Here is a 19754-nt window from a genome sequence, read left to right on the forward strand (position 1 = left end):
ACGCAGTTTGCAGATTCACTGTAGTCAGTAAAACATTCACTGTAATCAGTAGATGAAAAAAACGAGAATCCGCACCAAACCTGGAAGCAGGGCACCGACAGGCGAAATGTTCACTGTAATCAGCACCTGTGATTTCAGGTACCGCGTTACCGGCTGGACGTTCACTGTAATGAGTCAAGATGTTCACTGCAGTCAGTAAACGTGATGGCAGATAGGCCTATAGCGCTCTACAGGTAACATCACGTTCACTGTAATCAGCAATCCAACCAACCCTGTCACTTTTTTCACGTGTCATTATCTGGAATGTTAAAGCCAAAATGAGGAGAAGGGCTCGAAAAACCCCGAAAAAAAAGCTCTTTTTAAACAGATGGATACATTTAAAATTCACTGTAATCAGCTTAATAGATAACCTGCGGGGATTCACTATAATCAGTCCTGTCTGCTGATGTGCACGCCAGAGGCAACATTCACTGTAATCAGTAATTGTGGGTTCGGAAGAGGAAACAGGAACTACCAATAACAATAGTGAGCACCTACAAACATATAAGTAATTGATTAAAAAGAAATTTAAAAACAGGGGATTGAACAGAGAGTTTTAGGCAGTACGCTTTTACTGACTACAGTGAACGGCGCTGATTACAGTGAACACCTTGCGCACTGCATCGCACAGGGAATAGCGGAGAAGAGAATGCGGATGTCACTTTCAGGCAAAAGTGACACTGCAACGCAGGATGTACTGATTACAGTGAACCTTCGGGCTAGTCCTCAAAATCGATGTCTTCGAGCGTATCGATTCCCTCAAGATTGCTTATGCCATCAAGCTTTGGCGTTCTGCTGTGAATGATGAAAAAGACGGAACGCCCGCGTTTAACTTCAGAATAATCAAGGTAGCCAATCTCTTTGAGCTGTTCCATCGCGCGACGCACCACATGGTTCTGAGTGGTAATTTTTGATCCGAGATTCAGGCGCATGCGTAAACGCGCAAGAGAAATAGGAGCAGGATTGGTTGGCAGGCTCTCAAGGAACGTATAAAGCGCCTGAGCCGATTCTTTACGCTTAAGGCGGGAGATGGCGCGTAGTTGCAGTAAAACCTTGTGGTCGAAGTTGTAGAGCTCAAATAGCTTAGGATCGGCCTGTATGCGCACGATATCTTTTTCACGATCGTAGTAGGCCGACTGGACAAGGTGCGTATGGTAGGCTTTACCGTTACCTTCAAAAGAAAGCGTATTCGTCGCGATACGACGTAATGAGGCGTCAAGGCGCTTGCGTAACGCAGCAGAGGAGTTCGCAGAAGGTATTCCGCACATCTTCACGAAATCAATAAAGGGCAGCGTCACCGTGTCTCCCTGTGTCGGATAGCGGGAAAATGACTGGATAATACCTGCCCATGTCTTAAAGTCATTATCCATATCCAGCCTGGCACCGGTGATGGTAATCTTTTCATAACCTTCCGCTTTAACCAGCGAAAGGTTTTTAAGTTCTTTAGTGGCATCGGTTGAAGCCATCGCACCCGAGATGCCGCGCGCTGTGGATTTAAGCGTGGGCACAAACAAACCCAAGCGCATTAAAGCCACAGGCTGGACGGTATTATTTTTGTTTGGATGAAGCTGGATAACTTCGCCACTGTTTTTGGTCACAGACAGAAAAGGCTCTAGTAACGCTTTGTTTTCACTATCTTTATCTGCCATTGGATAAGATCTTCATTCTGTGGATGAAAAGGATCGTTTTCTGACTACAGTGAACATTAGCACTGATTATAGTGAACTTTCTACTGTGTGTAGTGAATAAAGTACTGATTACAGTGAATACTTTACTGATTACAGTGAATGACAACACCCTCTCAGCCCTTGTGTGGTGCGGCCTGCGGCGATCGGGGATCTCTTTGGATCTATAAGGGATCTCTTTATGATCGTTATATAGGAACTAATCACTGTATAAGTGGATAACTCAAAAAAAACAGCCTCTCTGCACACACCTTGCGAGTATCCTCACAGCCTTTGCTGAAAGCATAGCGAGAAAGTCGATCATAATGGTTTTATCAAAGGATCATTCTCTTTATAAATTCCCCTTTCACTTTTTATAAACAACTTGCTCACTATTATTCATTTTTCATCAGTATCATCCCAGCGTATGGTGATCGCATCTCTTATTGATAAAGGATCAAGTCCATGACTGACTTTGCGATTTCACGTAATCCCACAACAGGCGAGATTCTTGCCCAATACCCAATGCAAAGCGCTTCTGAACTGGAGCAAGCGCTAAATACCAGCGCAACGGCTTACAAAGAGTGGCGGAAAAGCAGCATGGCAACCCGCGTAAGCGTGCTTCGTCAACTGAGCCAACAACTTCGTGAGCGCGAACCTGAACTGACACGGATGATTACCCTTGAAATGGGTAAGCCCGTTGCACAAGCCAGAGGAGAGATCCTGAAATGCGCGAACCTGTGTGACTGGTATGCGGAACATGGACCTGCAATGCTGGCAGACCAGCCTTCTCAGGTTCCTGATGCATGGCAGTCATTTCGTCCAATCGGCGTTATTCTGGCCGTTATGCCGTGGAATTTCCCTTTCTGGCAGGTTCTGCGCGGCGCAGTAGGCATGCTCCTTGCTGGCAATACCTACCTACTCAAACATGCCCCCAACGTCATGGGCAGCGCTACGCTGATGGCAGAATTGTTTGATGCGACTGACCTGCCAAAAGGCGGTTTTAATGTGATTAATGTTGATAACGAGGGTGTTTCAGCAGCAATCAAAGATGATCGCATCGCAGCTGTTGCTGTAACAGGTAGCGTCCGTGCCGGTGCAGCTATCGCAGCACAGGCAGGTGCGGCATTGAAAAAGACGGTGCTTGAGTTAGGGGGATCGGACCCTTTTATCGTGCTGGCCGATGCTGACCTTGATGAAGCCGTAAAATCGGCAGTAACAGGCCGCTATCAAAATACCGGACAGGTTTGTATGGCTGCTAAACGCTTTATTATCGAAGCATCCATCTCTGATGAGTTCGAAAAGCGTTTTGTTGACGCAGTCAAATCACTCAAAATTGGCGATCCCCTTGATGAACAGACTTTCATCGGTCCGATGGCACGAGCCGATCTGCGCGATGAGCTCGATGAGCAGGTCAAAGCCAGTTTGCGTGAAGGTGCCCGTTTGGTGTTAGGCGGCGAGAAAATAGCAGGGCAGGGCAATTATTACGCCCCAACCATCCTTGCGGATGTCACCAACGACATGACCGCTTTCAGACAAGAGCTGTTTGGTCCCGTGGCGGCAATTGCAGTGGCAAACGATGCTCAGCATGCGCTGGAAATCGCCAATAACAGCGATTTTGGGCTGAGTGCAACAGTCTGGACCGCTGATGAAGAGGTTGCCGCACGCATGAGTGATGAGCTGGAAGTGGGCGCAGTCTTTATTAACGGCAATGGCGCTTCCGATCCGCGCGTTACTATCGGTGGTGTCAAAAAGAGTGGCTACGGCCGCGAGCTGTCACACTTTGGCGTGCATGAATTCTGTAATGTGCAGACAGTATGGAAAAACCGCCGTTAATGAGCCTTACTGAAGTTTGTTCTGCGGATTCACAGCTAAAACCGGCGCATCGTTGTGCGCCGGTTTATTCTGAAGGACTGCGCGACAGAATGATTTGACTGACTGTTCACCACAGCAGGTTATCTGAAGCGCCCCGGATCTGACCCTCAGGATTCCGCATCCTCAAACCAGCCCGGCATCGGATCGGAAAGCGTCACCCAGTATGCGGGCCCCTGGGCCATTTCCTGTGGCGTTAAGAGCGCGGCGTCAAGCGCACTACGCACCTGTTTCTCATCCATTTCTATACCGATAAATACGAGTTCTTGTCGGGCATCTCCAATGCCATCCAGCCAGTTTTCTGCAATAAAATTAAGAGACTCAGTATCCTGAGGCCATTTCTCACGTGGAATGCTGGCCCACCAGCTTCCGGCATGTCCATGACGGGCAACCGCGCCTGCCTGTGACCACATTGCAGCAAATTCCGGACGGCTGGCCAGCCAGAAGTAGCCTTTGGAACGAATCACACCATCAAGCTGGTGGTTAACAGCATGCCAGAAACGTTCGGGGTGAAAGGGCCGCCTGGCGCGATAAACAAAACTACGAATACCGTACTCTTCTGTTTCTGATTGGTGCTCGCCACGAAGTTCTCTTAGCCAGCCTGGTGCCTGCGCTGCCTGATCAAAGTCAAACAGCCCGGTATCCAGCACCTGATCAAGTGGGACGTTACCAAAATGACTGGTGATGATATGCGCTCGCGGATTCAATGAATGCAACATTGCTTTAAGCGTCTGTTGATCTTCCTCGCTGATCAGGTCTGTTTTATTAACGACCAGTACATCGCAAAATTCGATTTGATCAATCAGTAAATCTACGACAGACCGTTCATCTTCTTCGCCCAGGGATTCACCGCGCGCCTGCAGTGAGTCGACGGAACGATAATCACGAAGGAAGTTATAACCATCAACGACAGTAATCATCGTATCCAGTCGGGCAATACTGGATAAACTTTCACCGTCCTCATCGGCGAAGGTGAAGGTTTCTGCCACAGGAAGCGGTTCAGATATGCCGGTTGATTCAATGACCAGATGATCAAAACGACCTTCCTGCGCCAGCCGTTTGACCTCCAGCAGCAGATCTTCACGAAGTGTGCAGCATATGCAGCCATTACTCATCTCTACAAGCTTTTCATCGGTACGCGACAGCTCAGCACCGCCGTTGCGCACTAACGCCGCATCAATATTGACTTCAGACATGTCATTAACGATGACAGCAATACGTCGCCCCTCACGATTGTTAAGAATGTGGTTAAGAAGCGTGGTTTTACCTGCGCCGAGAAAACCCGACAGCACAGAAACCGGTAAACGAGTGTCCTGGAAGTCGGGGAGGGAATGGTGTGCCATGCGTTATCCTTCAAATCAGTTTTATATATAATGTTATAACATAACAAAATGAAGGTAATTTTCAACACTGTTTGTCAGGATGATCGAAACGCACACTGGCAGCGAGAAGCGGGGCTGACCCGTTTCTAATCTCCCTGCGCTTTAATGGGTTTTGATTTTAAATGATATGTTATAACATTATACATTATGGGAAATATTATGTGGTAAACAGAAATATTATGACACAACTTAAAAGCCTGTTTTACAGCGCGATTGCGGGCCTGATAGTGGCTTCATTGAGTGCTTATGCTGACGAAACCAGACCGGTTCGAATTGCGGCCCCTTTCGAAATTAAAGGGACCGATCCTGCGCTTTCCGGTGATATTTTACTTCGCATGGATGTCGTTGAAACACTCGTGGAGACAGATATCACAGGTGCGCCTGTTCCTGCGCTGGCAGAGAGCTGGGAGGCTTCTCCTGACGGTCTGCAGTGGCGTTTCAGGCTGCGGGCGAACGCGCACTTTCACGATGGATCTCTGGTCAACGCTGAAAGTGTCGTAAAATCACTGAATATCGCCCGCAGTAAGCCGGGTTTACTGGATAAAGTCCCAATAACATCGATCGTCGGCGAAGACAGACAGGTCACCATTACGCTCAGTGAACCCTTTACGCCGCTCCTGGCGGTACTGGCGGAAAGCCGTTCACAAATTCTGGCGCTGGCATCATGGGATAACGCAAACGCCGTCACGCGCATCATTGGTAGCGGTCCTTTCCAGTTAGTCCGTTTCCAACCGCCTCAGACGCTGAGCGTAAAAAGATTTGAGGGATACTGGGGGGATAAACCCGCCGTTGTTAACGCTGAATTTTTATCCGCAGGACGTGCAGAAACCCGCGCACTGTTAGCCGAAAGCGGAGACGCCGATTATGTTTTTAACCTTGATGCAGCCAGCCGCCAACGCCTGTCACAAAAAAAATCCCTGCAACTTCTTACCGTTTCCGTGCCGCGAACGGTCATGCTCAAACTGAACCTGGCTCATCCTTTTCTTAAAGAGCAAACCACGCGAGAGGCGTTAAGCCTGGCGATTAATCGTCGCGCACTGGCCAATGCGATATTGCGCTATCCCGGCGCAGCAACACAGATGTTTCCGCCTTCAATGGCGGAATGGCACAATCCCGCATTACCGGCCCTGGATTTCTCACCACAGCGCGCAACAGCATTACTCACACAATCAGGCTGGAAGCCCGGCCGGGATGGGATTCTGGTGCGCGACGGGCAGCGGTTTACGCTCACGCTGTTAACCTATCCGGATCGCCCGGAACTGCCGTTAATCGCCATGGTGATCCAACAGCAACTGCGTCAGACTGGAATTGATGTCGTCATCAATTCAACCAACTCCAGTGAGATCCCTGCCCGTCATCATGACGGGAGCCTGCAGATGGCGCTGTTCGCCCGTAATTTTGCCTTAACACCCGATCCCACCGGCACGCTGCTTCAGGATTACGGCGCCCAGGGCGGTGACTGGGGCGCGATGAACTGGCATGACAAGGCCTTTGGTGAGGCGCTCAGTACGCTATCACGCCGTTATGATGTTGCGATGAGGCAAAAGGCCAGAGAGGTCATTACTTCGACTTTACAGCGTGATTTGCCTGTGATTCCCATCGCCTGGTATCAGCAATCGGCAGCGGTCAATGTCAATCTTACCTCGGTCACGCTTGATCCCTTTGAACGCCATTTCGGTCTGCGTGATATGAGATGGGTGAAGTGATGCTTAAACAACTCAGCTGGCGCCTGTGCCAGGCCGCTTTTGTCGTTCTCGCCGTCGGCATCTTAACCTTCGTTCTGGTGCAGGCGTTACCGGGTGATATGGCCTGGCGCATTGCATCGGGGCGTTATGGTTATGATCGGGTCGATCTGGCCGCCGTCGCCAAAGTACAACAGCAACTGGCGGATATCACTGCTCAGGGAAGCGCACTGTGGCAATGGCTGTGGGATCTGCTGCGCTTCAATTTTGGTCATTCACTGGTATCGGGTGAGCCGGTAAGCAACGAACTGGCCTGGCAATTAAAACAAACGCTTGCGCTTGCCGGCTTCTCCCTGTTGCTGACTTTGTTGCTGGCTATACCGATTGGTCTCTGGGCGGGCTGCCATCCAGGCGGCTTTTTGGACCGGCTCATTAACTGGCTGGCAGCCATACTCAAATCGATTCCACATTTTGCGTTGGGCCTGCTGCTTGTCGTGTTGTTTGCGCTGCGCCTGGGCTGGCTGCCCAGTGCAGGGCAGGGGGAGTGGCGACATTTCATCCTGCCCTCAATGACCCTGGCGTTATCGCTGAGTGCCGTGGGCGCACGTGTGGTACGTGAGGCAACGCATCAGGCCGTCACCGCAACCTGGTATCGCTGGGGGGCACAGAAAGGACTGTCTGGTTCGCGTCTGTTCTGGCGCCACGGTTTACGCAACCTCAGCGTGCCGGTCGTGACCTGGCTCGGTATGCAGTTTGTCTGGTTGGTGGAAGGTGTAGTGGTGGTCGAAACGCTGTTCGCCTGGCCGGGTATTGGCCATGCGCTGGTGCATGCGATTTTTGCCCGGGACGTGCCCGTAATTCAGGCCTGTGCGCTGGTACTGGGGCTGACGTTTGTCACTTTAAATATGCTTGTCGATGGCTTGTGTTACGTACTGGACCCAAGGGGGAAACGCGCATGACCTACCGTCAAAAAACGGGTCTGACTCTCCTCCTGTTGTTGCTCGCGTTCGCCTGGCTGGTGCCACTGTTGAGTTCCGGGGACCCCGTGCAACAGGACCTGCTGCAGATGTTACAGCTTCCCACTGGAGAGGCCTGGCTGGGTTATGACCACCTTGGTCGTTCAATGCTGGCCCGTTTAAGCGCAGCGCTTCGTCTGTCGCTGGGGCTGGCGGCGATGTGCGTCATTACGGCACTGACGATGGGCACCCTGGCGGGGATCATCAGTGCCTGGCACGGTGGCTGGGTTGACCGCATATGCAATGCGTTAGCGGATATGTGCCTGGCGCTTCCCGGTCTGTTGCTGGTGTTGCTGTTAGCCGCTGTCGCGCCAGACTCGCCAGGCATGTTGTGGCTCGGTATTTCACTGGTACTGTGGGTGGAGTTTTTCCGTGTGACGCGAGCCGCCTTGCGGCCCGTCGTTACGTCTCCGGCAGTCCAGTCCTCTTTACTGCTTGGTTTCTCGATGGTCTATCTGTTGCGCAGACACTTGTGGCCAGCAATGGCGCCTTTGCTGCTGACATTAACGGTGTATGCGTTTAGCAATGCCATTATGGCGGTGTCCGCATTGGGATTCATCAGCGTGGGCGTACGACCGCCAACGCCAGAGCTGGGACTGATGATGACAGAACTCTTTCCCTATGCCTGGGAAGCCCCCTGGCTTTTACTGCAGCCTGTAATGGCGCTTTTTATCGTATTGATCGGCCTGAATTTATTGGTGAACAAGGAGCGTATATGACTGGCATGGTGATAAAACAGGTCGCCGTTTACGCTGAACACTGCATCGTCGAGCCTGTGAGCATGGTCATTCAACCAGGCAGGCCCATGACGCTGGTCGGGGAAACCGGATCGGGGAAAAGCTTATTCGCCCAGGCCATCATGGGCGCATTACCTCAGGGGCTGTACGCAAAAGGCATCGTTGAGATCGACGGGCAACACTATGATCTCCAAACCGATTTGCTTCATCTTCGGGCGCTGTGGGGACACCGCATTGCATCACTGCCGCAGGAACCCTGGCTCGCGCTCGATCCGACGATGCGCGTTAATGCTCAGGTTGAAGAAGGTTACCGTTACGTACGGGGTTTACCGCGTCATGACGCCCAGCAGTCCACTGCAGAAGCGCTCGATCATCTGGGTCTTACGCAGGCCTCAGCGCGTTTTCCCTGGCAGCTTTCAGGCGGAATGGCCCAGCGCGTTTGTTTTGCGGCGGCTCGTGCTGGTGGGGCCACGATGTTGATTGCAGACGAACCCACTAAAGGGCTGGACGTCGCTCGACGGGATGAAATAGGTCGCCTGTTGAACACGGCGGTTGCCCGGGGCGAAACCTTATTGACGATCACGCACGACATTGCACTGGCCAGGCAGCTGGCTGGCGATGTCATGGTGATGCATAAAGGCCAGGTCATTGAGCAGGGCAGTGCCAGGCGGGTGCTGAGCAGGCCACAAGAGCCTTACACGCAACAGTTGCTGGCGGCTGAACCGCAGGCCTGGGCAACAGGCTTGCGGGTGCCCTGTGATGAAACCATCGTGTTACAGTCAGAAGGCCTTTCGCTGAAACGTTCAGGAAAAAGGCTGTTTCACGATGCGGCTTTAACCTTTCGGGCCGGTGAAATCGTAGGGCTTTACGGCGAAAGCGGCTGTGGTAAAAGTAGCCTGGGAGATACGCTGTGTGGTCTGGTAAAACCGGATGCAGGCAGAGTCATACGGCCTGGCAATATCAGTAAGTTACGTTACCAAAAACTGTATCAGGATCCCTCAGCCATTTTTCCACCTGACGTGTCGATGGCACAGGTTATCGATGATGTGCTGCGTCTGCATCACGCCACGGTTCAGCGACGTGATGAACTGATGGTGCAACTGGGATTAGCGCATGATTTGCTGAGCCGCCCGGCTTCTGGTTTGTCAGGTGGCGAGCTTCAGCGTTTTTCACTGCTGCGGGTCATGCTACTGGACCCTGTCTTTTTATTTGCCGATGAGCCGACGTCGCGTCTGGACCCGCTTGTTCAACAGCAGACGCTGGCGCTACTTACCGGGCTGGCAACAAAGCAGCGTTGTGCCATTTTGCTGGTCAGCCATGACCTCGCCTTACTGGAGAAGAGCGCGCATCGAGTCATCTCACTGGCTTCCCTCAGACAGGGTTCCGCAGTCATGACAGCGCATGGGTAAACGAAGGCGGGGAAACCTGCCTTCACACGTGCTCCATGACCAACACCGCCAGCGTGTCGGGCTCAAGCGCGCGGAAAATATGCTCACTGTCGCCCGGATAACTGATGTAATCGCCTACCGCCAGTTCAACCGGTGAATTGACCGGACCCACCAGCGCACGCCCTTGGGTTAAAATTAAATGTTCAATGGTATTGGGCGAATGCGGCTGTGAGCAGCGTTCACTACCGGGCTGGATGTGCAACAAATAGATATCCCGTCGAGCGCCTGGTGGGCAGGTTGCCAACAGCACCGCTTTATAGTCAGCCTGCTCGGCGGCCACCGCTGGACCTTCGCCGCGGCGAATAACCTGCAGGCGATTCGCTTCCGGCTCCATCAGGCGGGCAAAAGGAATATTCAACGCCACACACAGTGACCACAATGTTTCAATGCCGGGATTGCCATTACCGGCTTCAAGCTGAGACAGGGTCGATTTTGCAATACCTGCGCGACGGGCCACCTCTGCGAGCGTCAGGCCAGTACGCTGGCGTTCTCTCACTAAGCTATTGGCAATGATGTTAATGGGCGTACTCATCATTCATCCTGTTCATTAAAACGAACGTATCGTTCATCTTGTAATACATGTTGGATGTTCATTATAATGGATAAAACGTTCGATATGGGATTTGATTTTGATGCCGGCAAAAAAAACGACGCTCGATAAGGGCGTGATTAAAGCGATTTTTCTGGTCTGTATCGCAGATGGGATTGTAGGCCTGTCTTATGGTTCTCTGGCTACTGCGGATGGCTTTCCGTTTTGGGTGCCACTGGCGTTATCGACTCTCGTACTGGCTGGTGCATCAGAATTCTTATTTATTGGCATCGTGGCAGGCGGTGGCAGCCCGTTGACTGCGGCGGCGGCGGGCCTGCTGGTTAACGCACGCCATCTCCCCTTCGGTATTGCTGTTAAAGATTTGGTGGGTCAGGGCTGGCGAGGCCTGTTCGGCTGTCACATCATGAACGATGAAAGTGTGGTGTTTGGCATCTCTCAGCCAACACTGGCCCAGCGCCGCAGTGCCTTTTGGCTGTGTGGCATCGGTATTGGATTGATCTGGCCATTTAGCGTGATGCTTGGGGCCGCGATTGGTCAGTTTATCCCGAGTATCTCCGCTATCGGTCTGGATGCCGTTTTCCCCGCCATTCTTATCGCCCTGATTTTCCCGGCGCTACGTAAACCCCGCACCTGTATCCCTGCGACGACAGGTGCGCTGGTGTCGCTGGTGGTCACGCCATTTGTTCCCGCAGGGATGCCGGTTCTGTTTTCCCTGTTAGGGCTGCTGACGTGGAGATCGCGTAAATGAATCACCCGATGATTATTGCAGGAATTGCACTGCTGGCCGCCGGGACCTATGCCATTCGCTATGCCGGCGTCAAACTGGGTAACAGGTTGCCTGTCAGTGAACGGACACAGCATATGCTATCTGATGCGGCAACCGTGCTGTTACTGGCCGTAGCGGCTACCACCACCCTGTTTGAAGGCCAGCATTTTGCCGGGATGGCAAGGTTGTTGGGTGTGTCGTTTGCCCTTTTTCTTGCCTGGCGTAAAGCGCCGCTGATCGTGATCATTTTAGGCGCGGCCTGTATGACCGCCTTGCTGCGTTATCTGTATGTGCCTTAGACGCTGATGACAAATTGTTGCGTCAGCCTTGACGTAAGACGCAGCTTAAAATACAACTAGAACCCGTCAGGGGAGTCTCGCCAGAGAGACTGAGAGGCTAATAGCGCAATGCGCGGCTTAGCGACCCTTAGAACCTGACCCAGTTGATACTGGCGTAGGAAGACGGGTATCTTCGCCCAGTGCAGATACTTGCCGCAGAGCCTGCTTTTACTGTGCTCATGCTTTTTCCCTTCTCGTATCACGGGTCTCTGATTTAAACAGAGAGGCCAAAGTGAAAATCCTGTTTCTGATTTTACGCTGTCAGGTTGGCTGGCAATGAGCCGCTGGTCGGTGCTGGGCAGTGGTGTGTCCGGGCTGTGCATTGCTACGTTACTGGTGGAGCGCGGCGAAAATGTCGAAATCATCACGTTACCTGATTGCCGGGCAGCTTCCCACTGGGCTGGCGGTATGCTGGCCCCCTGGTGCGAAGCGGAAAGTGCGCCGCAGCAGGTCGTGGACTGGGGCCAGCATGCCGCCGCATGGTGGTCGGCCCGCGTCAGCGGCGTTGAACAGAAGGGCACGCTGGTGATTGCGCCGCCGCGCGACCGTGCTGAATTAACCCGTTTTGCGAACATGACGTCTGAACATCAGTGGGTGATGCCTGCAGAGATCGAACCCGCGCTGGAAAACCGTTTTGCGCGTGGACTATTTTTCGCTGCAGAAGCCCATCTTGATCCCCGTCTGGCAATGCAACAGTTACAAACGCGCTTAATCAATGCTGGCGTGAATTTTCACAGCGGTAAACCCAGTGGGAACGTTATTGATTGCCGTGGTATCCATGCCCAGGAATCCCTGCCGGCACTCCGCGCCGTACGCGGTGAAATGGTCATCCTGCAGACGAATGAGATAACGTTCTCCCGGCCGGTTCGCCTTCTGCACCCGCGCTTTCCCTGTTATCTGGTACCTCGAGCGCAAGGGCATTTTATGCTCGGCGCGACCATGGTCGAAAGCCAGGATGACAGCCCGATCAGCGCGCGCGCAATGATGGAACTGTTGAGCGCTGCTTACAGCATCCATCCTGCCCTTGCCGAAGCACGCATCATTGAAAGCGGTACGGGTTTGCGTCCGGCTTACTCTCATAATCTGCCCGATGTTCGTTATGAAAACGGCATTTTTTCCATCAACGGTATGTATCGTCACGGCTTCTTATTGGCCCCGATGATGGCCGAGAAGCTTATGCAACAACTTACGTCAGAGGGAATGCGATGAAAATAGAACTGAACGGCCTTGCTATTGAGACTCAGGCCCGGACGCTGGCTGAATTGTTGGCGGAACAAGATATTGATGCGGGCTGTGTCGCCAGCGCGCTTAACGGCACCTTTATTCCCCGGGAACGCTATTCCTCCCAACCGCTTGAGGCCGGTTGTCGTCTGGAAGTGTTATCACCGATGCAGGGAGGTTAACGATGTTTTACGACTATAGCGGGCAGTCACGTTTTTTACTGGGCACGGCGGGTTATCCCTCGCCAGATATTTTGCAACAGGCCGTCAGCGCATCGGGCGCAGACATTATTACAGTCAGTTTACGTCGTGAAGGAAGCCAAGGCGGCGCATTTCGCGACCTTCTGAAAACGCTGCATAAACGCGTATTACCGAACACGGCAGGCTGTCATACGGTTAAAGAAGCCGTTACCACTGCACATATGGCGCGGGAGTTGTTCGCCACGTCGTGGATCAAACTTGAAGTAATTGGTCATGCCGACACCTTGCAGCCCGATCCTTTTGCCCTGGTTGAAGCGGCGCGTATTTTGTGTGCCGAGGGTTTTCATGTCTTTCCCTACACCACAGAAGACCTGATTGTTGGCGAGAAACTGCTGGATGCTGGCTGCGAAGTGCTGATGCCATGGGGCGCGCCCATCGGTTCCGGGCAGGGATTACGCAATATTGAGGGCTTACGCACGATGCGTGCCTGGTTTAAAGACGTTCCGCTGATTATTGATGCCGGGATCGGTGCGCCGAGTCAGGCGGCCCAGGCGATGGAATTAGGTTTCGACGCTGTGTTACTGAATACCGCCGTCGCGAAATCCAGCGATCCGGTGCGCATGGCTGGTGCCTTTGCTGGCGCCATCGACGCGGGACATCAGGCACGTCAGGCAGGGATGATGGAACGCCGCGACATGGCGGCGGCGTCCACGCCCATCTTCGGGCTGGCCCAGTTCAGCTAAGGAGCGGTGATGTCGCGTTATCAACGACAGACAATGCTGCCAGACGTCGGGGAGCAAGGGCAGCAGGCCCTGTCAGCTGCGCGTGTCTTAGTGGTCGGTGCAGGTGGGCTGGCTTCCACGCTGCTGCCACTGCTGGCTGGCGCTGGCATCGGTTATATCCGGCTTTATGACGATGATGTTGTGGCGCTGCATAATCTGCATCGTCAGACGCTGTTTACCACGGCCGACATTGGCGAGCCGAAGGTTTTTTGCGCGCAACGCGCGCTGGCACAGCGTAACCCGGATACGGTTGTTGAGGTATATCCTGTGGCGTTGCGCGCCAGCATTGTTGAGGCGGCAATGACGGATATCGATCTGGTGGTCGATGCAGCGGATAACTTCGCGGTGACTTACCTGCTTTCCGATATTTGCTTTGCCCGAGGTGTTCCGCTGGTTTGCGCCTCGGTGCTGGGGCGACAAGGCTATGCTGGCGGATTTTGCGGCGGTGCGCCAAGCTATCGCGCACTGTTTCCACACTTACCCAAAGCCTCAGGCAACTGCAACACTGCAGGCGTTTTGGGTCCGGCAGTTGCCACCTTAGGTGCTTTACAGGCGCAGATGGCACTCAGTATCCTGTTGAACTTGTCGCCTTCACCATTGGGTTGCATGATTAATTGTGATTTTGTGTCCTGGCAACTGCGTCAGTTCCGATTCGACAATGCGCCCGAACCTGAAAAAGCCGGAATTCCGTTTATCGATTCGGCCCTGTTGACCCCAAACGACTGTGTGGTTGATTTACGCGGGACCGACGAAGCGCCTGTTAGCGTCATTCCCGATGTGACGCGGATATTGCCCCAGCATATCGCCCGCTGGCAGCCGCCCGCGGACAAACGCATTGTTCTGGTCTGTGCCAGTGGCATTCGTGCCGCCCAGGCTGCTCTGGCTCTGGAAGCGCGTGGCTGTCAGCGGCTGGCAATCATTGCAGACCGATAACACAGACGAAAAAGCGGGATGATTAATTCTGGTCTTTGCGGTTGGTTTGATAAATGTCGGGTCGGGTTATTGTCCAGGCATAATCGGGTCTGTTCACTGGCTGATAACCGAATTTCTGGTACAACCAGGGGGCGGTTGAAGTAAACAGCAAGAGTCGGCGCAATGTGTTAATGACAGGATGGGACTGACAGCATTCAATCAGCCATCCGCCGAGCCCGCTACCCTGGTATTCTTCAAGGACATAGACATCACACAGGTACGCGAAGGTCGCGGAGTCGGTGATAAACCGCGCAAAACCAATCTGCTGGTGGTGATGAAACAGCCCAAAATTTAAACTGTTTTCTACCGACAGTGCCACGGTGGCGTAATCGATACCGGCTGCCCAACTTGAGCGGGTGAGGTAACGGTGAATGGCCTCAATATCCATCTGCGATTTATCCGTCGTAATGCGATAATCGTCTTTGTGCCAGTGCTGAACAGGTGCCATCAGTTTTCCCCCCTGTCTTCCCGATCTGAGTGAAATTGTCGATAACCGTTTCGCTAAAACATCAGCCTGTAAGACTGCGCACTGCAATAACCATAAGCAGTAATCCGCCCCCCATATTCACGTAGCGTTTCAGCGATACCGGGTTCAGTTTTTGCGCCGAGAACACCAGCGCCTGACTAAAGAGGGCCAGCCAGATAACCATGATCGCAATGTGCACTGTGGCCAGCGTCAGAAAGGCATCAATACCCGCTCTGTTACCAACGAACTGTGAAACCACCGTCAGGTAAAACAGGATAGCTTTGGGATTGGCGACATTGGCCAGCCATGCACCTTTGATCGTAACCGCGCTTTCTGTCGCGTTCAGCGCAAAGGTCTTCGTCCTGACGCCAGTGATAAATAAAAGCCCGCCCAGCCACAGTAAATAGAGTACGCCAGCCATTTTTAACAGGCCAAACAGCGCGGGTGAAGCAACCAGTGCCGTCGACAGGCCGAGACCGATCAGTAAAGCATGGGTATAAATCCCCAGTGCGGTGCCGAGCAGGGTTTTAAACAGCCCTTTGCGACCAGCCGTAAGTGCACTGTTCATTGCCAGCGTGAAACTTGCGCCGGGTGAAAGCGCAATGGGGAGCAGCGCGGGCAGAAACCCCGCCAGATTAATGTCCATCTTTCACCCGCACACAACGTCTTTTCACAGCGTGGACGAAATGCGTTAAAAAAAATTATGTCGGATTATAAAACGCACACAGCTTATTGCCGGTTGGGTCCCTGAGATAGGCGATGCATTTTCCATCTGTTTCTCTGACCTGCGGCGGTGTTTCTGCCGATGTGCCACCGTTTTCAATCCCTTGTTGATGCCAGCGAAACACCTCCTCGGATGAGGGCATGGTGAAGCCGATGGTTCCGCCGTTGGCAAAGGTGGCGGGCTGACCATTGATGGGTTTGGTGATGATAAAACGCTGATTATTTTTAATGTAATAAGGGCGACCTATGGCATCAATGCCCTGATCGTCACAACGGATAACCGCGAAAATAGCATCGTAGAACGTTTTAGCTTGCGCAATATCATCGGTCCCAACAACCATATGGCTAAACATACTTAACTCCTTTTTAACATCGGTAGGGATATACTTATCACATCCGGTTTATTACTGACCAGCTATGCGTAAGGAGGTTCCGATGAATGACCATCCCGTTTTACAGGTTGTCAGGTTATGCGACAGGGCGATATCAGCCGGTGATTATGATGCCTTGATGAAACACTATGCAGACGATGCCAGCCTGGTCATTAAGCCGGGAATGACCGTGACGGGCAGCGTAGCTATTCGCCGTGCCTTTGAGGCGATTGCCAACTATTTTCAGCATCAGCTGGTGGTGGAGCAGGGCAGGATGGAGGTCATTGAAGGGGCGGGAACCGCGCTGGTTATCATGGAAACGGTGCTCCGCTATCCCGATGGGCAGGGACAGCCGATAGAAAGCACCCGGCGTGCCACTTATGTGTTTCGGCTGGAAAGTGATAATCAATGGCGCTGTACCGTAGATAATTCCTATGGCACCACGCTACTTGATCACGTGCTTTAGCATTGCTGCTTTTGGGCGCGTCATCTGAACGGCCTGAGCCGTTAATCCGCGCTGGATGCTGGCGCGAATTAACGGCTTTTTTAAATCACTTCTGCCAGCTGGAAGGTTTCGAATATCAGTTCCATTTCGGTGCTGAACCCGCCGTTACGCTGAAAATAGCGTTGATGTTCGCGCTGCCAGTACTCAAGGCACAGGTCACCTTCGCCTTCCATCATCGCCATTTCTGGCGTTACGCGGTCAAAGCGCGTCACAAACAACCCTGTTGTTCTGATGACGCAAACCGGTTTATCCGCGCCGTTTAAAATGATGCTGTAACTGCCGGGTTGAGGCTTCACATCATCTTCATACCAGCCTTGCAGAGAGCTGCAGGTGGCGATTTTTTTGCCGGTCAGCACCAGCGTCGCCAGCGCATTGGCCATTTCGGGAGAATCGCCAAATGACCAGCAAAGTGCCTCAGGATATTTGGCTTTAATCTGTTCAAGCGTCATCGTCATACTCAGTCCTTTTACCGCGGGGCCAGAATGGCTGGAGCATTACGTCAGGCCAGAATACGTTGTGCCCACTCTTCAACCGAATCGCCACTGCTTATATCCGGTTGTACCAGGCCATTAATCATAAAGGTCGGTGAAACATGGATACTGTTTTGACGGGCATATTTACAGTGCCATTTCACCAGGTCTTGCAAATCATGACGATCAAAGGCGGCGTAAGCATCAATGCCGCTGTATTCTTTTAGCCTGGCAAGAAGCTGGTGGGGCGTGACGTCCATATTTGGACCCCGGCAATGGTCTGTAAACTCAAACGCTTCCCGATGGTCGGCAACGGCCTGAAGTACCGCTTTAGCCGCCGCTTTGCTTTCCACCGAGGCCGCCAGGATATAGCGAACGATCACGCCCGAATACATGTGCCAGGGCTGAGACTGAAGATGAATTTTAAGCGTCATTTTATCTTCACCGACCTGCTCTAAAAGCGCATCCAGTTTATTGAACGCGCGTACGGAGAAGGGGCAGGTGGGCTCAATAAAAATTTCGAACAGGTGAGGTCCCTGTCCCCAGGTGAGAGGTTCTGCTCTTAGCTTTTCGTTGTTCATCCCAACTCCCATTAGCTAGTTAAGTTCCGGGTTCACTGACTGTGGCAACTTTACGCGTTTTCTGCCGGGTATTCACCTCAGGAGCCGTTTATCCACCCTGATAAGGATTAGTCTCATTTCTCTTACGTTACGGCAAATCAGACTAAAATTATTCCTTCAACGGTTTCGCTTTATGTGCACAACGTTTAAGGTTTCAGGATTGTTAAATCATGATCTTACACACTATTTTGCAACGCGAAGGCACAAGGCGGCAAACTGATTCGAGATGAAAACCGCTAGAGTAACCCGTTTATCAACCCGGAACCGGGCGTCGCGTTTTCCTGGCCCGGGACGTAAGGATTATTGAATGTCGCATTTTCGTCCAGTCGCGCTCGAACATGCAAGCCGCCTGCTGAATCATGGGCCGACGATATTAATTACCAGTCGGGACAGTCAGTCTGAGCGTCGCAACATCATGGCTGCGGCCTGGTCAGTGCCGGTAGAGTTTTCGCCGCCGCGGGTGGCCATCATTGTGGATAAATCGACCTGGTCACGTGAGCTGATTGAAGCCAGCGGCGCATTTGGTATTTGTGTGCCCGCCGCAAGTTTTGTCGACCTCACGTATGCCGTCGGCAGCACGACAGGACGCGACCAGGATAAATTTGCGGCGTTCTCCATTCAGGCCAGTGAGAGTCAGCACTTCGGTGTGCCTCTGTTGGAAGAGAGCTGTGTAGCCTGGATGGAATGCCGTTTACTGCCGGAAACAGAAGCACAGCAGGCATATGACACCCTGTTTGGCGAAGTGGTCACTGCTGCTGCTGACAGTCGGGTCTTTTACGATGGGCGCTGGCATTTTGATGACAGTAACTCAGCCCTACATACTTTACATCACCTTGGCGGTGGCCAGTTCGTGACGGTGGCGAACACGCTGACTGCCAAATCAACGCGTTAAATGAGGTACAGAATGACAATTAAGAGTTACGCAGCCATGCAGGCGGGACAAGCACTGGAGCGTTACGACTATGATCCAGGCCCGTTAGACGCAGAAGATGTCGAAGTCGAAGTTGAATATTGCGGTGTATGCCATTCAGATCTGTCGATGATCGACAATGAATGGGGGATTTCAGCCTATCCCGTGGTTGCCGGTCACGAAGTGATTGGGCGCGTGGCTGCGCTTGGCGACAGTGCCAAAAGTAAAGGCCTGAAGCTGGGACAGCGCGTGGGCATCGGCTGGACAGCGAAAAGCTGTCAGCATTGCGATCCGTGCATCAGCGGCGATCATGTTAACTGTGCCAATGGCACCACAACGACCATCGGTAACAACGGCGGTTTCGCTGATAAGCTGCGCGCTAACTGGCAGTGGGTCATTCCACTACCTGAAAAGCTGGATGCGGCAACGGCCGGTCCGCTGCTGTGCGGTGGGATCACCGTATTTAAACCTTTACTGATGCATAACATCACCGCGATGAGCCGCGTCGGCGTGATCGGTATTGGTGGTCTGGGTCATATCGCCATCAAAATTCTGCATGCGATGGGCGCAGAAGTCACCGCGTTCAGCTCTTCGGCCAATAAAAAGCAAGCCATTCTGGATATGGGCGCCGACCATGTGGTGAACAGCCGTGACCCAGAAGCGTTAAAAGGGCTGGCGGGACAGTTTGACCTGATTATCAGCACTGTTGCGGTTGACCTCGACTGGCAACCCTACTTTGCGGCGCTGGCACCACGCGGCAAGTTCCATACCGTTGGTGCAGTATTGAAGCCGTTTGATGTGCCTGCCTTTAGCCTGATTTTAGGCGACCGTGCCGTTACCGGTTCTTCAACCGGTTCACCTGCTCAGTTGCGTTCTCTGTTGAAACTGGCTGGCCGCGCGGATATCGCGCCGACGGTGGAATATTTCCCCATGTCCAAAATCAACGAGGCACTGGAACACGTTCGCGCAGGTAAAGCCAACTACCGTGTGGTTCTGAAAGCCGATTTCTAATCTCCGGCG

Annotated in this window: 22 protein-coding genes and 1 riboswitch; of the genes, 14 read left to right on the forward strand and 8 right to left on the reverse strand. The window is 52.7% G+C overall.

From position 1 onward, the window contains the following. Positions 1 to 758 precede the first annotated feature (758 nt). Positions 759 to 1688, reverse strand: coding sequence for a RepB family plasmid replication initiator protein (locus tag FBY13_RS13630; protein ID WP_063877001.1), 930 nt, complete (start codon positions 1686 to 1688; stop codon positions 759 to 761). Positions 1689 to 2168: 480 nt separating this feature from the next. On the opposite strand from FBY13_RS13630, the gene FBY13_RS13635 reads away from it, so the two are divergent. After that, positions 2169 to 3539, forward strand: coding sequence for an aldehyde dehydrogenase family protein (locus FBY13_RS13635; protein ID WP_145394413.1), 1371 nt, complete (start codon positions 2169 to 2171; stop codon positions 3537 to 3539). Positions 3540 to 3685: 146 nt separating this feature from the next. On the opposite strand, the gene zigA is transcribed toward FBY13_RS13635, so the two are convergent. Next, on the reverse strand, positions 3686 to 4918 hold the full coding sequence (gene zigA / locus FBY13_RS13640) for a zinc metallochaperone GTPase ZigA (RefSeq protein ID WP_063877003.1): 1233 nt from the start codon (positions 4916 to 4918) through the stop codon (positions 3686 to 3688). Positions 4919 to 5136: 218 nt separating this feature from the next. Here zigA and FBY13_RS13645 point away from each other — a divergent pair, with 218 nt between their 5' ends. The 4 genes from FBY13_RS13645 to FBY13_RS13660 are packed head-to-tail and all read left to right on the forward strand — an operon-like array spanning position 5137 to position 9801. Continuing rightward, the gene (locus FBY13_RS13645; RefSeq protein WP_145394414.1) at positions 5137 to 6663 is read left to right on the forward strand and encodes an ABC transporter substrate-binding protein; all 1527 of its coding nucleotides are present in this window, start codon (positions 5137 to 5139) and stop codon (positions 6661 to 6663) included. Next, positions 6663 to 7598 (forward strand): ABC transporter permease, encoded by a 936-nt coding sequence (locus tag FBY13_RS13650; RefSeq protein WP_145394415.1) that lies wholly within the window; start codon positions 6663 to 6665, stop codon positions 7596 to 7598. Before FBY13_RS13645 ends, FBY13_RS13650 begins: the two co-directional genes overlap by 1 nt. After that, positions 7595 to 8374: an ABC transporter permease gene (locus tag FBY13_RS13655; RefSeq protein WP_145394416.1), complete on the forward strand. Its 780-nt coding sequence runs from the start codon at positions 7595 to 7597 to the stop codon at positions 8372 to 8374. Before FBY13_RS13650 ends, FBY13_RS13655 begins: the two co-directional genes overlap by 4 nt. Continuing rightward, a complete protein-coding gene (locus tag FBY13_RS13660; protein ID WP_145394417.1) occupies positions 8371 to 9801 on the forward strand; it encodes an ABC transporter ATP-binding protein in 1431 nt (476 codons plus the stop codon). The genes FBY13_RS13655 and FBY13_RS13660 overlap by 4 nt, the downstream gene beginning before the upstream one ends. A gap of 22 nt (positions 9802 to 9823) precedes the next feature. Here the strand turns inward: FBY13_RS13660 and FBY13_RS13665 are convergent, their stop codons facing one another. Beyond that, complete coding sequence (locus tag FBY13_RS13665) at positions 9824 to 10372, reverse strand: helix-turn-helix domain-containing protein (RefSeq protein WP_145394418.1); 549 nt, start codon at positions 10370 to 10372, stop codon at positions 9824 to 9826. A 100-nt stretch (positions 10373 to 10472) separates the two neighbouring features. Here FBY13_RS13665 and FBY13_RS13670 point away from each other — a divergent pair, with 100 nt between their 5' ends. From FBY13_RS13670 to FBY13_RS13695, 6 genes are all read left to right on the forward strand, one after another. Beyond that, a complete protein-coding gene (locus tag FBY13_RS13670) occupies positions 10473 to 11138 on the forward strand; it encodes an AzlC family ABC transporter permease (protein ID WP_063877009.1) in 666 nt (221 codons plus the stop codon). After that, on the forward strand, positions 11135 to 11455 hold the full coding sequence (locus tag FBY13_RS13675; protein WP_145394419.1) for an AzlD domain-containing protein: 321 nt from the start codon (positions 11135 to 11137) through the stop codon (positions 11453 to 11455). Before FBY13_RS13670 ends, FBY13_RS13675 begins: the two co-directional genes overlap by 4 nt. Before the next feature lie 58 nt (positions 11456 to 11513). Next, a riboswitch (TPP riboswitch) is annotated at positions 11514 to 11633 on the forward strand. 137 nt (positions 11634 to 11770) lie between these two features. Next, positions 11771 to 12703, forward strand: coding sequence for an FAD-dependent oxidoreductase (locus FBY13_RS13680; RefSeq protein WP_145394420.1), 933 nt, complete (start codon positions 11771 to 11773; stop codon positions 12701 to 12703). Then, positions 12700 to 12897, forward strand: a complete 198-nt coding sequence (gene thiS / locus FBY13_RS13685) for a sulfur carrier protein ThiS (protein WP_063877012.1) — start codon at positions 12700 to 12702, stop codon at positions 12895 to 12897. Before FBY13_RS13680 ends, thiS begins: the two co-directional genes overlap by 4 nt. A 2-nt stretch (positions 12898 to 12899) precedes the next feature. Then, on the forward strand, positions 12900 to 13658 hold the full coding sequence (locus FBY13_RS13690; protein ID WP_145394421.1) for a thiazole synthase: 759 nt from the start codon (positions 12900 to 12902) through the stop codon (positions 13656 to 13658). Positions 13659 to 13667: 9 nt separating this feature from the next. Next, entirely contained in the window at positions 13668 to 14630 is a 963-nt protein-coding gene (locus FBY13_RS13695; protein WP_145394422.1) for a HesA/MoeB/ThiF family protein, read from the forward strand. Positions 14631 to 14652: 22 nt separating this feature from the next. On the opposite strand, the gene FBY13_RS13700 is transcribed toward FBY13_RS13695, so the two are convergent. The 3 genes from FBY13_RS13700 to FBY13_RS13710 all read right to left on the reverse strand — a co-directional run bounded on the left by FBY13_RS13700 (position 14653) and on the right by FBY13_RS13710 (position 16211). Further along, on the reverse strand, positions 14653 to 15117 hold the full coding sequence (locus tag FBY13_RS13700) for a GNAT family N-acetyltransferase (protein WP_172896870.1): 465 nt from the start codon (positions 15115 to 15117) through the stop codon (positions 14653 to 14655). 61 nt (positions 15118 to 15178) lie between these two features. Continuing rightward, positions 15179 to 15781, reverse strand: coding sequence for a LysE family translocator (locus tag FBY13_RS13705; protein ID WP_063877016.1), 603 nt, complete (start codon positions 15779 to 15781; stop codon positions 15179 to 15181). A 55-nt stretch (positions 15782 to 15836) separates the two neighbouring features. Continuing rightward, entirely contained in the window at positions 15837 to 16211 is a 375-nt protein-coding gene (locus FBY13_RS13710) for a VOC family protein (RefSeq protein ID WP_063877017.1), read from the reverse strand. A gap of 82 nt (positions 16212 to 16293) precedes the next feature. Here FBY13_RS13710 and FBY13_RS13715 point away from each other — a divergent pair, with 82 nt between their 5' ends. After that, positions 16294 to 16695 carry an SgcJ/EcaC family oxidoreductase gene (locus FBY13_RS13715; RefSeq protein ID WP_145394423.1) on the forward strand — a complete coding sequence of 134 codons (402 nt, stop codon included), beginning with the start codon at positions 16294 to 16296 and terminating at the stop codon, positions 16693 to 16695. A gap of 80 nt (positions 16696 to 16775) precedes the next feature. Here the strand turns inward: FBY13_RS13715 and FBY13_RS13720 are convergent, their stop codons facing one another. Together FBY13_RS13720 and FBY13_RS13725 are read right to left on the reverse strand one after the other, a co-directional pair. After that, on the reverse strand, positions 16776 to 17189 hold the full coding sequence (locus tag FBY13_RS13720; RefSeq protein WP_145394424.1) for an ASCH domain-containing protein: 414 nt from the start codon (positions 17187 to 17189) through the stop codon (positions 16776 to 16778). 44 nt (positions 17190 to 17233) lie between these two features. After that, positions 17234 to 17785 carry a thioredoxin domain-containing protein gene (locus FBY13_RS13725; protein WP_145394425.1) on the reverse strand — a complete coding sequence of 184 codons (552 nt, stop codon included), beginning with the start codon at positions 17783 to 17785 and terminating at the stop codon, positions 17234 to 17236. A 346-nt stretch (positions 17786 to 18131) separates the two neighbouring features. On the opposite strand from FBY13_RS13725, the gene FBY13_RS13730 reads away from it, so the two are divergent. Both FBY13_RS13730 and FBY13_RS13735 read left to right on the forward strand, forming a co-directional pair. Next, positions 18132 to 18716, forward strand: coding sequence for a flavin reductase family protein (locus FBY13_RS13730; protein WP_063877021.1), 585 nt, complete (start codon positions 18132 to 18134; stop codon positions 18714 to 18716). Between the two features lie 12 nt (positions 18717 to 18728). Beyond that, positions 18729 to 19745, forward strand: coding sequence for an NAD(P)-dependent alcohol dehydrogenase (locus FBY13_RS13735; protein WP_063877022.1), 1017 nt, complete (start codon positions 18729 to 18731; stop codon positions 19743 to 19745). The last annotated feature ends 9 nt before the right edge of the window (positions 19746 to 19754 follow it).

Origin of the sequence: Pantoea sp. SJZ147, from assembly GCF_007828605.1 — a bacterium.
Classification (GTDB): domain Bacteria; phylum Pseudomonadota; class Gammaproteobacteria; order Enterobacterales; family Enterobacteriaceae; genus Pantoea; species Pantoea allii.

Excerpts from the sequence above, each read along its gene's own strand:
- FBY13_RS13630 (WP_063877001.1), bottom strand. The coding sequence starts at position 1,688 with ATGGCAGATAAAGATAGTGAAAACAAAGCGTTACTAGAGCCTTTTCTG.
- FBY13_RS13635 (WP_145394413.1), top strand. The coding sequence starts at position 2,169 with ATGACTGACTTTGCGATTTCACGTAATCCCACAACAGGCGAGATTCTT.
- zigA (WP_063877003.1), bottom strand. The coding sequence starts at position 4,918 with ATGGCACACCATTCCCTCCCCGACTTCCAGGACACTCGTTTACCGGTT.
- FBY13_RS13645 (WP_145394414.1), top strand. The coding sequence starts at position 5,137 with ATGACACAACTTAAAAGCCTGTTTTACAGCGCGATTGCGGGCCTGATA.
- FBY13_RS13650 (WP_145394415.1), top strand. The coding sequence starts at position 6,663 with ATGCTTAAACAACTCAGCTGGCGCCTGTGCCAGGCCGCTTTTGTCGTT.
- FBY13_RS13655 (WP_145394416.1), top strand. The coding sequence starts at position 7,595 with ATGACCTACCGTCAAAAAACGGGTCTGACTCTCCTCCTGTTGTTGCTC.
- FBY13_RS13660 (WP_145394417.1), top strand. The coding sequence starts at position 8,371 with ATGACTGGCATGGTGATAAAACAGGTCGCCGTTTACGCTGAACACTGC.
- FBY13_RS13665 (WP_145394418.1), bottom strand. The coding sequence starts at position 10,372 with ATGAGTACGCCCATTAACATCATTGCCAATAGCTTAGTGAGAGAACGC.
- FBY13_RS13670 (WP_063877009.1), top strand. The coding sequence starts at position 10,473 with ATGCCGGCAAAAAAAACGACGCTCGATAAGGGCGTGATTAAAGCGATT.
- FBY13_RS13675 (WP_145394419.1), top strand. The coding sequence starts at position 11,135 with ATGAATCACCCGATGATTATTGCAGGAATTGCACTGCTGGCCGCCGGG.
- FBY13_RS13680 (WP_145394420.1), top strand. The coding sequence starts at position 11,771 with ATGAGCCGCTGGTCGGTGCTGGGCAGTGGTGTGTCCGGGCTGTGCATT.
- thiS (WP_063877012.1), top strand. The coding sequence starts at position 12,700 with ATGAAAATAGAACTGAACGGCCTTGCTATTGAGACTCAGGCCCGGACG.
- FBY13_RS13690 (WP_145394421.1), top strand. The coding sequence starts at position 12,900 with ATGTTTTACGACTATAGCGGGCAGTCACGTTTTTTACTGGGCACGGCG.
- FBY13_RS13695 (WP_145394422.1), top strand. The coding sequence starts at position 13,668 with ATGTCGCGTTATCAACGACAGACAATGCTGCCAGACGTCGGGGAGCAA.
- FBY13_RS13700 (WP_172896870.1), bottom strand. The coding sequence starts at position 15,117 with ATGGCACCTGTTCAGCACTGGCACAAAGACGATTATCGCATTACGACG.
- FBY13_RS13705 (WP_063877016.1), bottom strand. The coding sequence starts at position 15,781 with ATGGACATTAATCTGGCGGGGTTTCTGCCCGCGCTGCTCCCCATTGCG.
- FBY13_RS13710 (WP_063877017.1), bottom strand. The coding sequence starts at position 16,211 with ATGTTTAGCCATATGGTTGTTGGGACCGATGATATTGCGCAAGCTAAA.
- FBY13_RS13715 (WP_145394423.1), top strand. The coding sequence starts at position 16,294 with ATGAATGACCATCCCGTTTTACAGGTTGTCAGGTTATGCGACAGGGCG.
- FBY13_RS13720 (WP_145394424.1), bottom strand. The coding sequence starts at position 17,189 with ATGACGATGACGCTTGAACAGATTAAAGCCAAATATCCTGAGGCACTT.
- FBY13_RS13725 (WP_145394425.1), bottom strand. The coding sequence starts at position 17,785 with ATGAACAACGAAAAGCTAAGAGCAGAACCTCTCACCTGGGGACAGGGA.
- FBY13_RS13730 (WP_063877021.1), top strand. The coding sequence starts at position 18,132 with ATGTCGCATTTTCGTCCAGTCGCGCTCGAACATGCAAGCCGCCTGCTG.
- FBY13_RS13735 (WP_063877022.1), top strand. The coding sequence starts at position 18,729 with ATGACAATTAAGAGTTACGCAGCCATGCAGGCGGGACAAGCACTGGAG.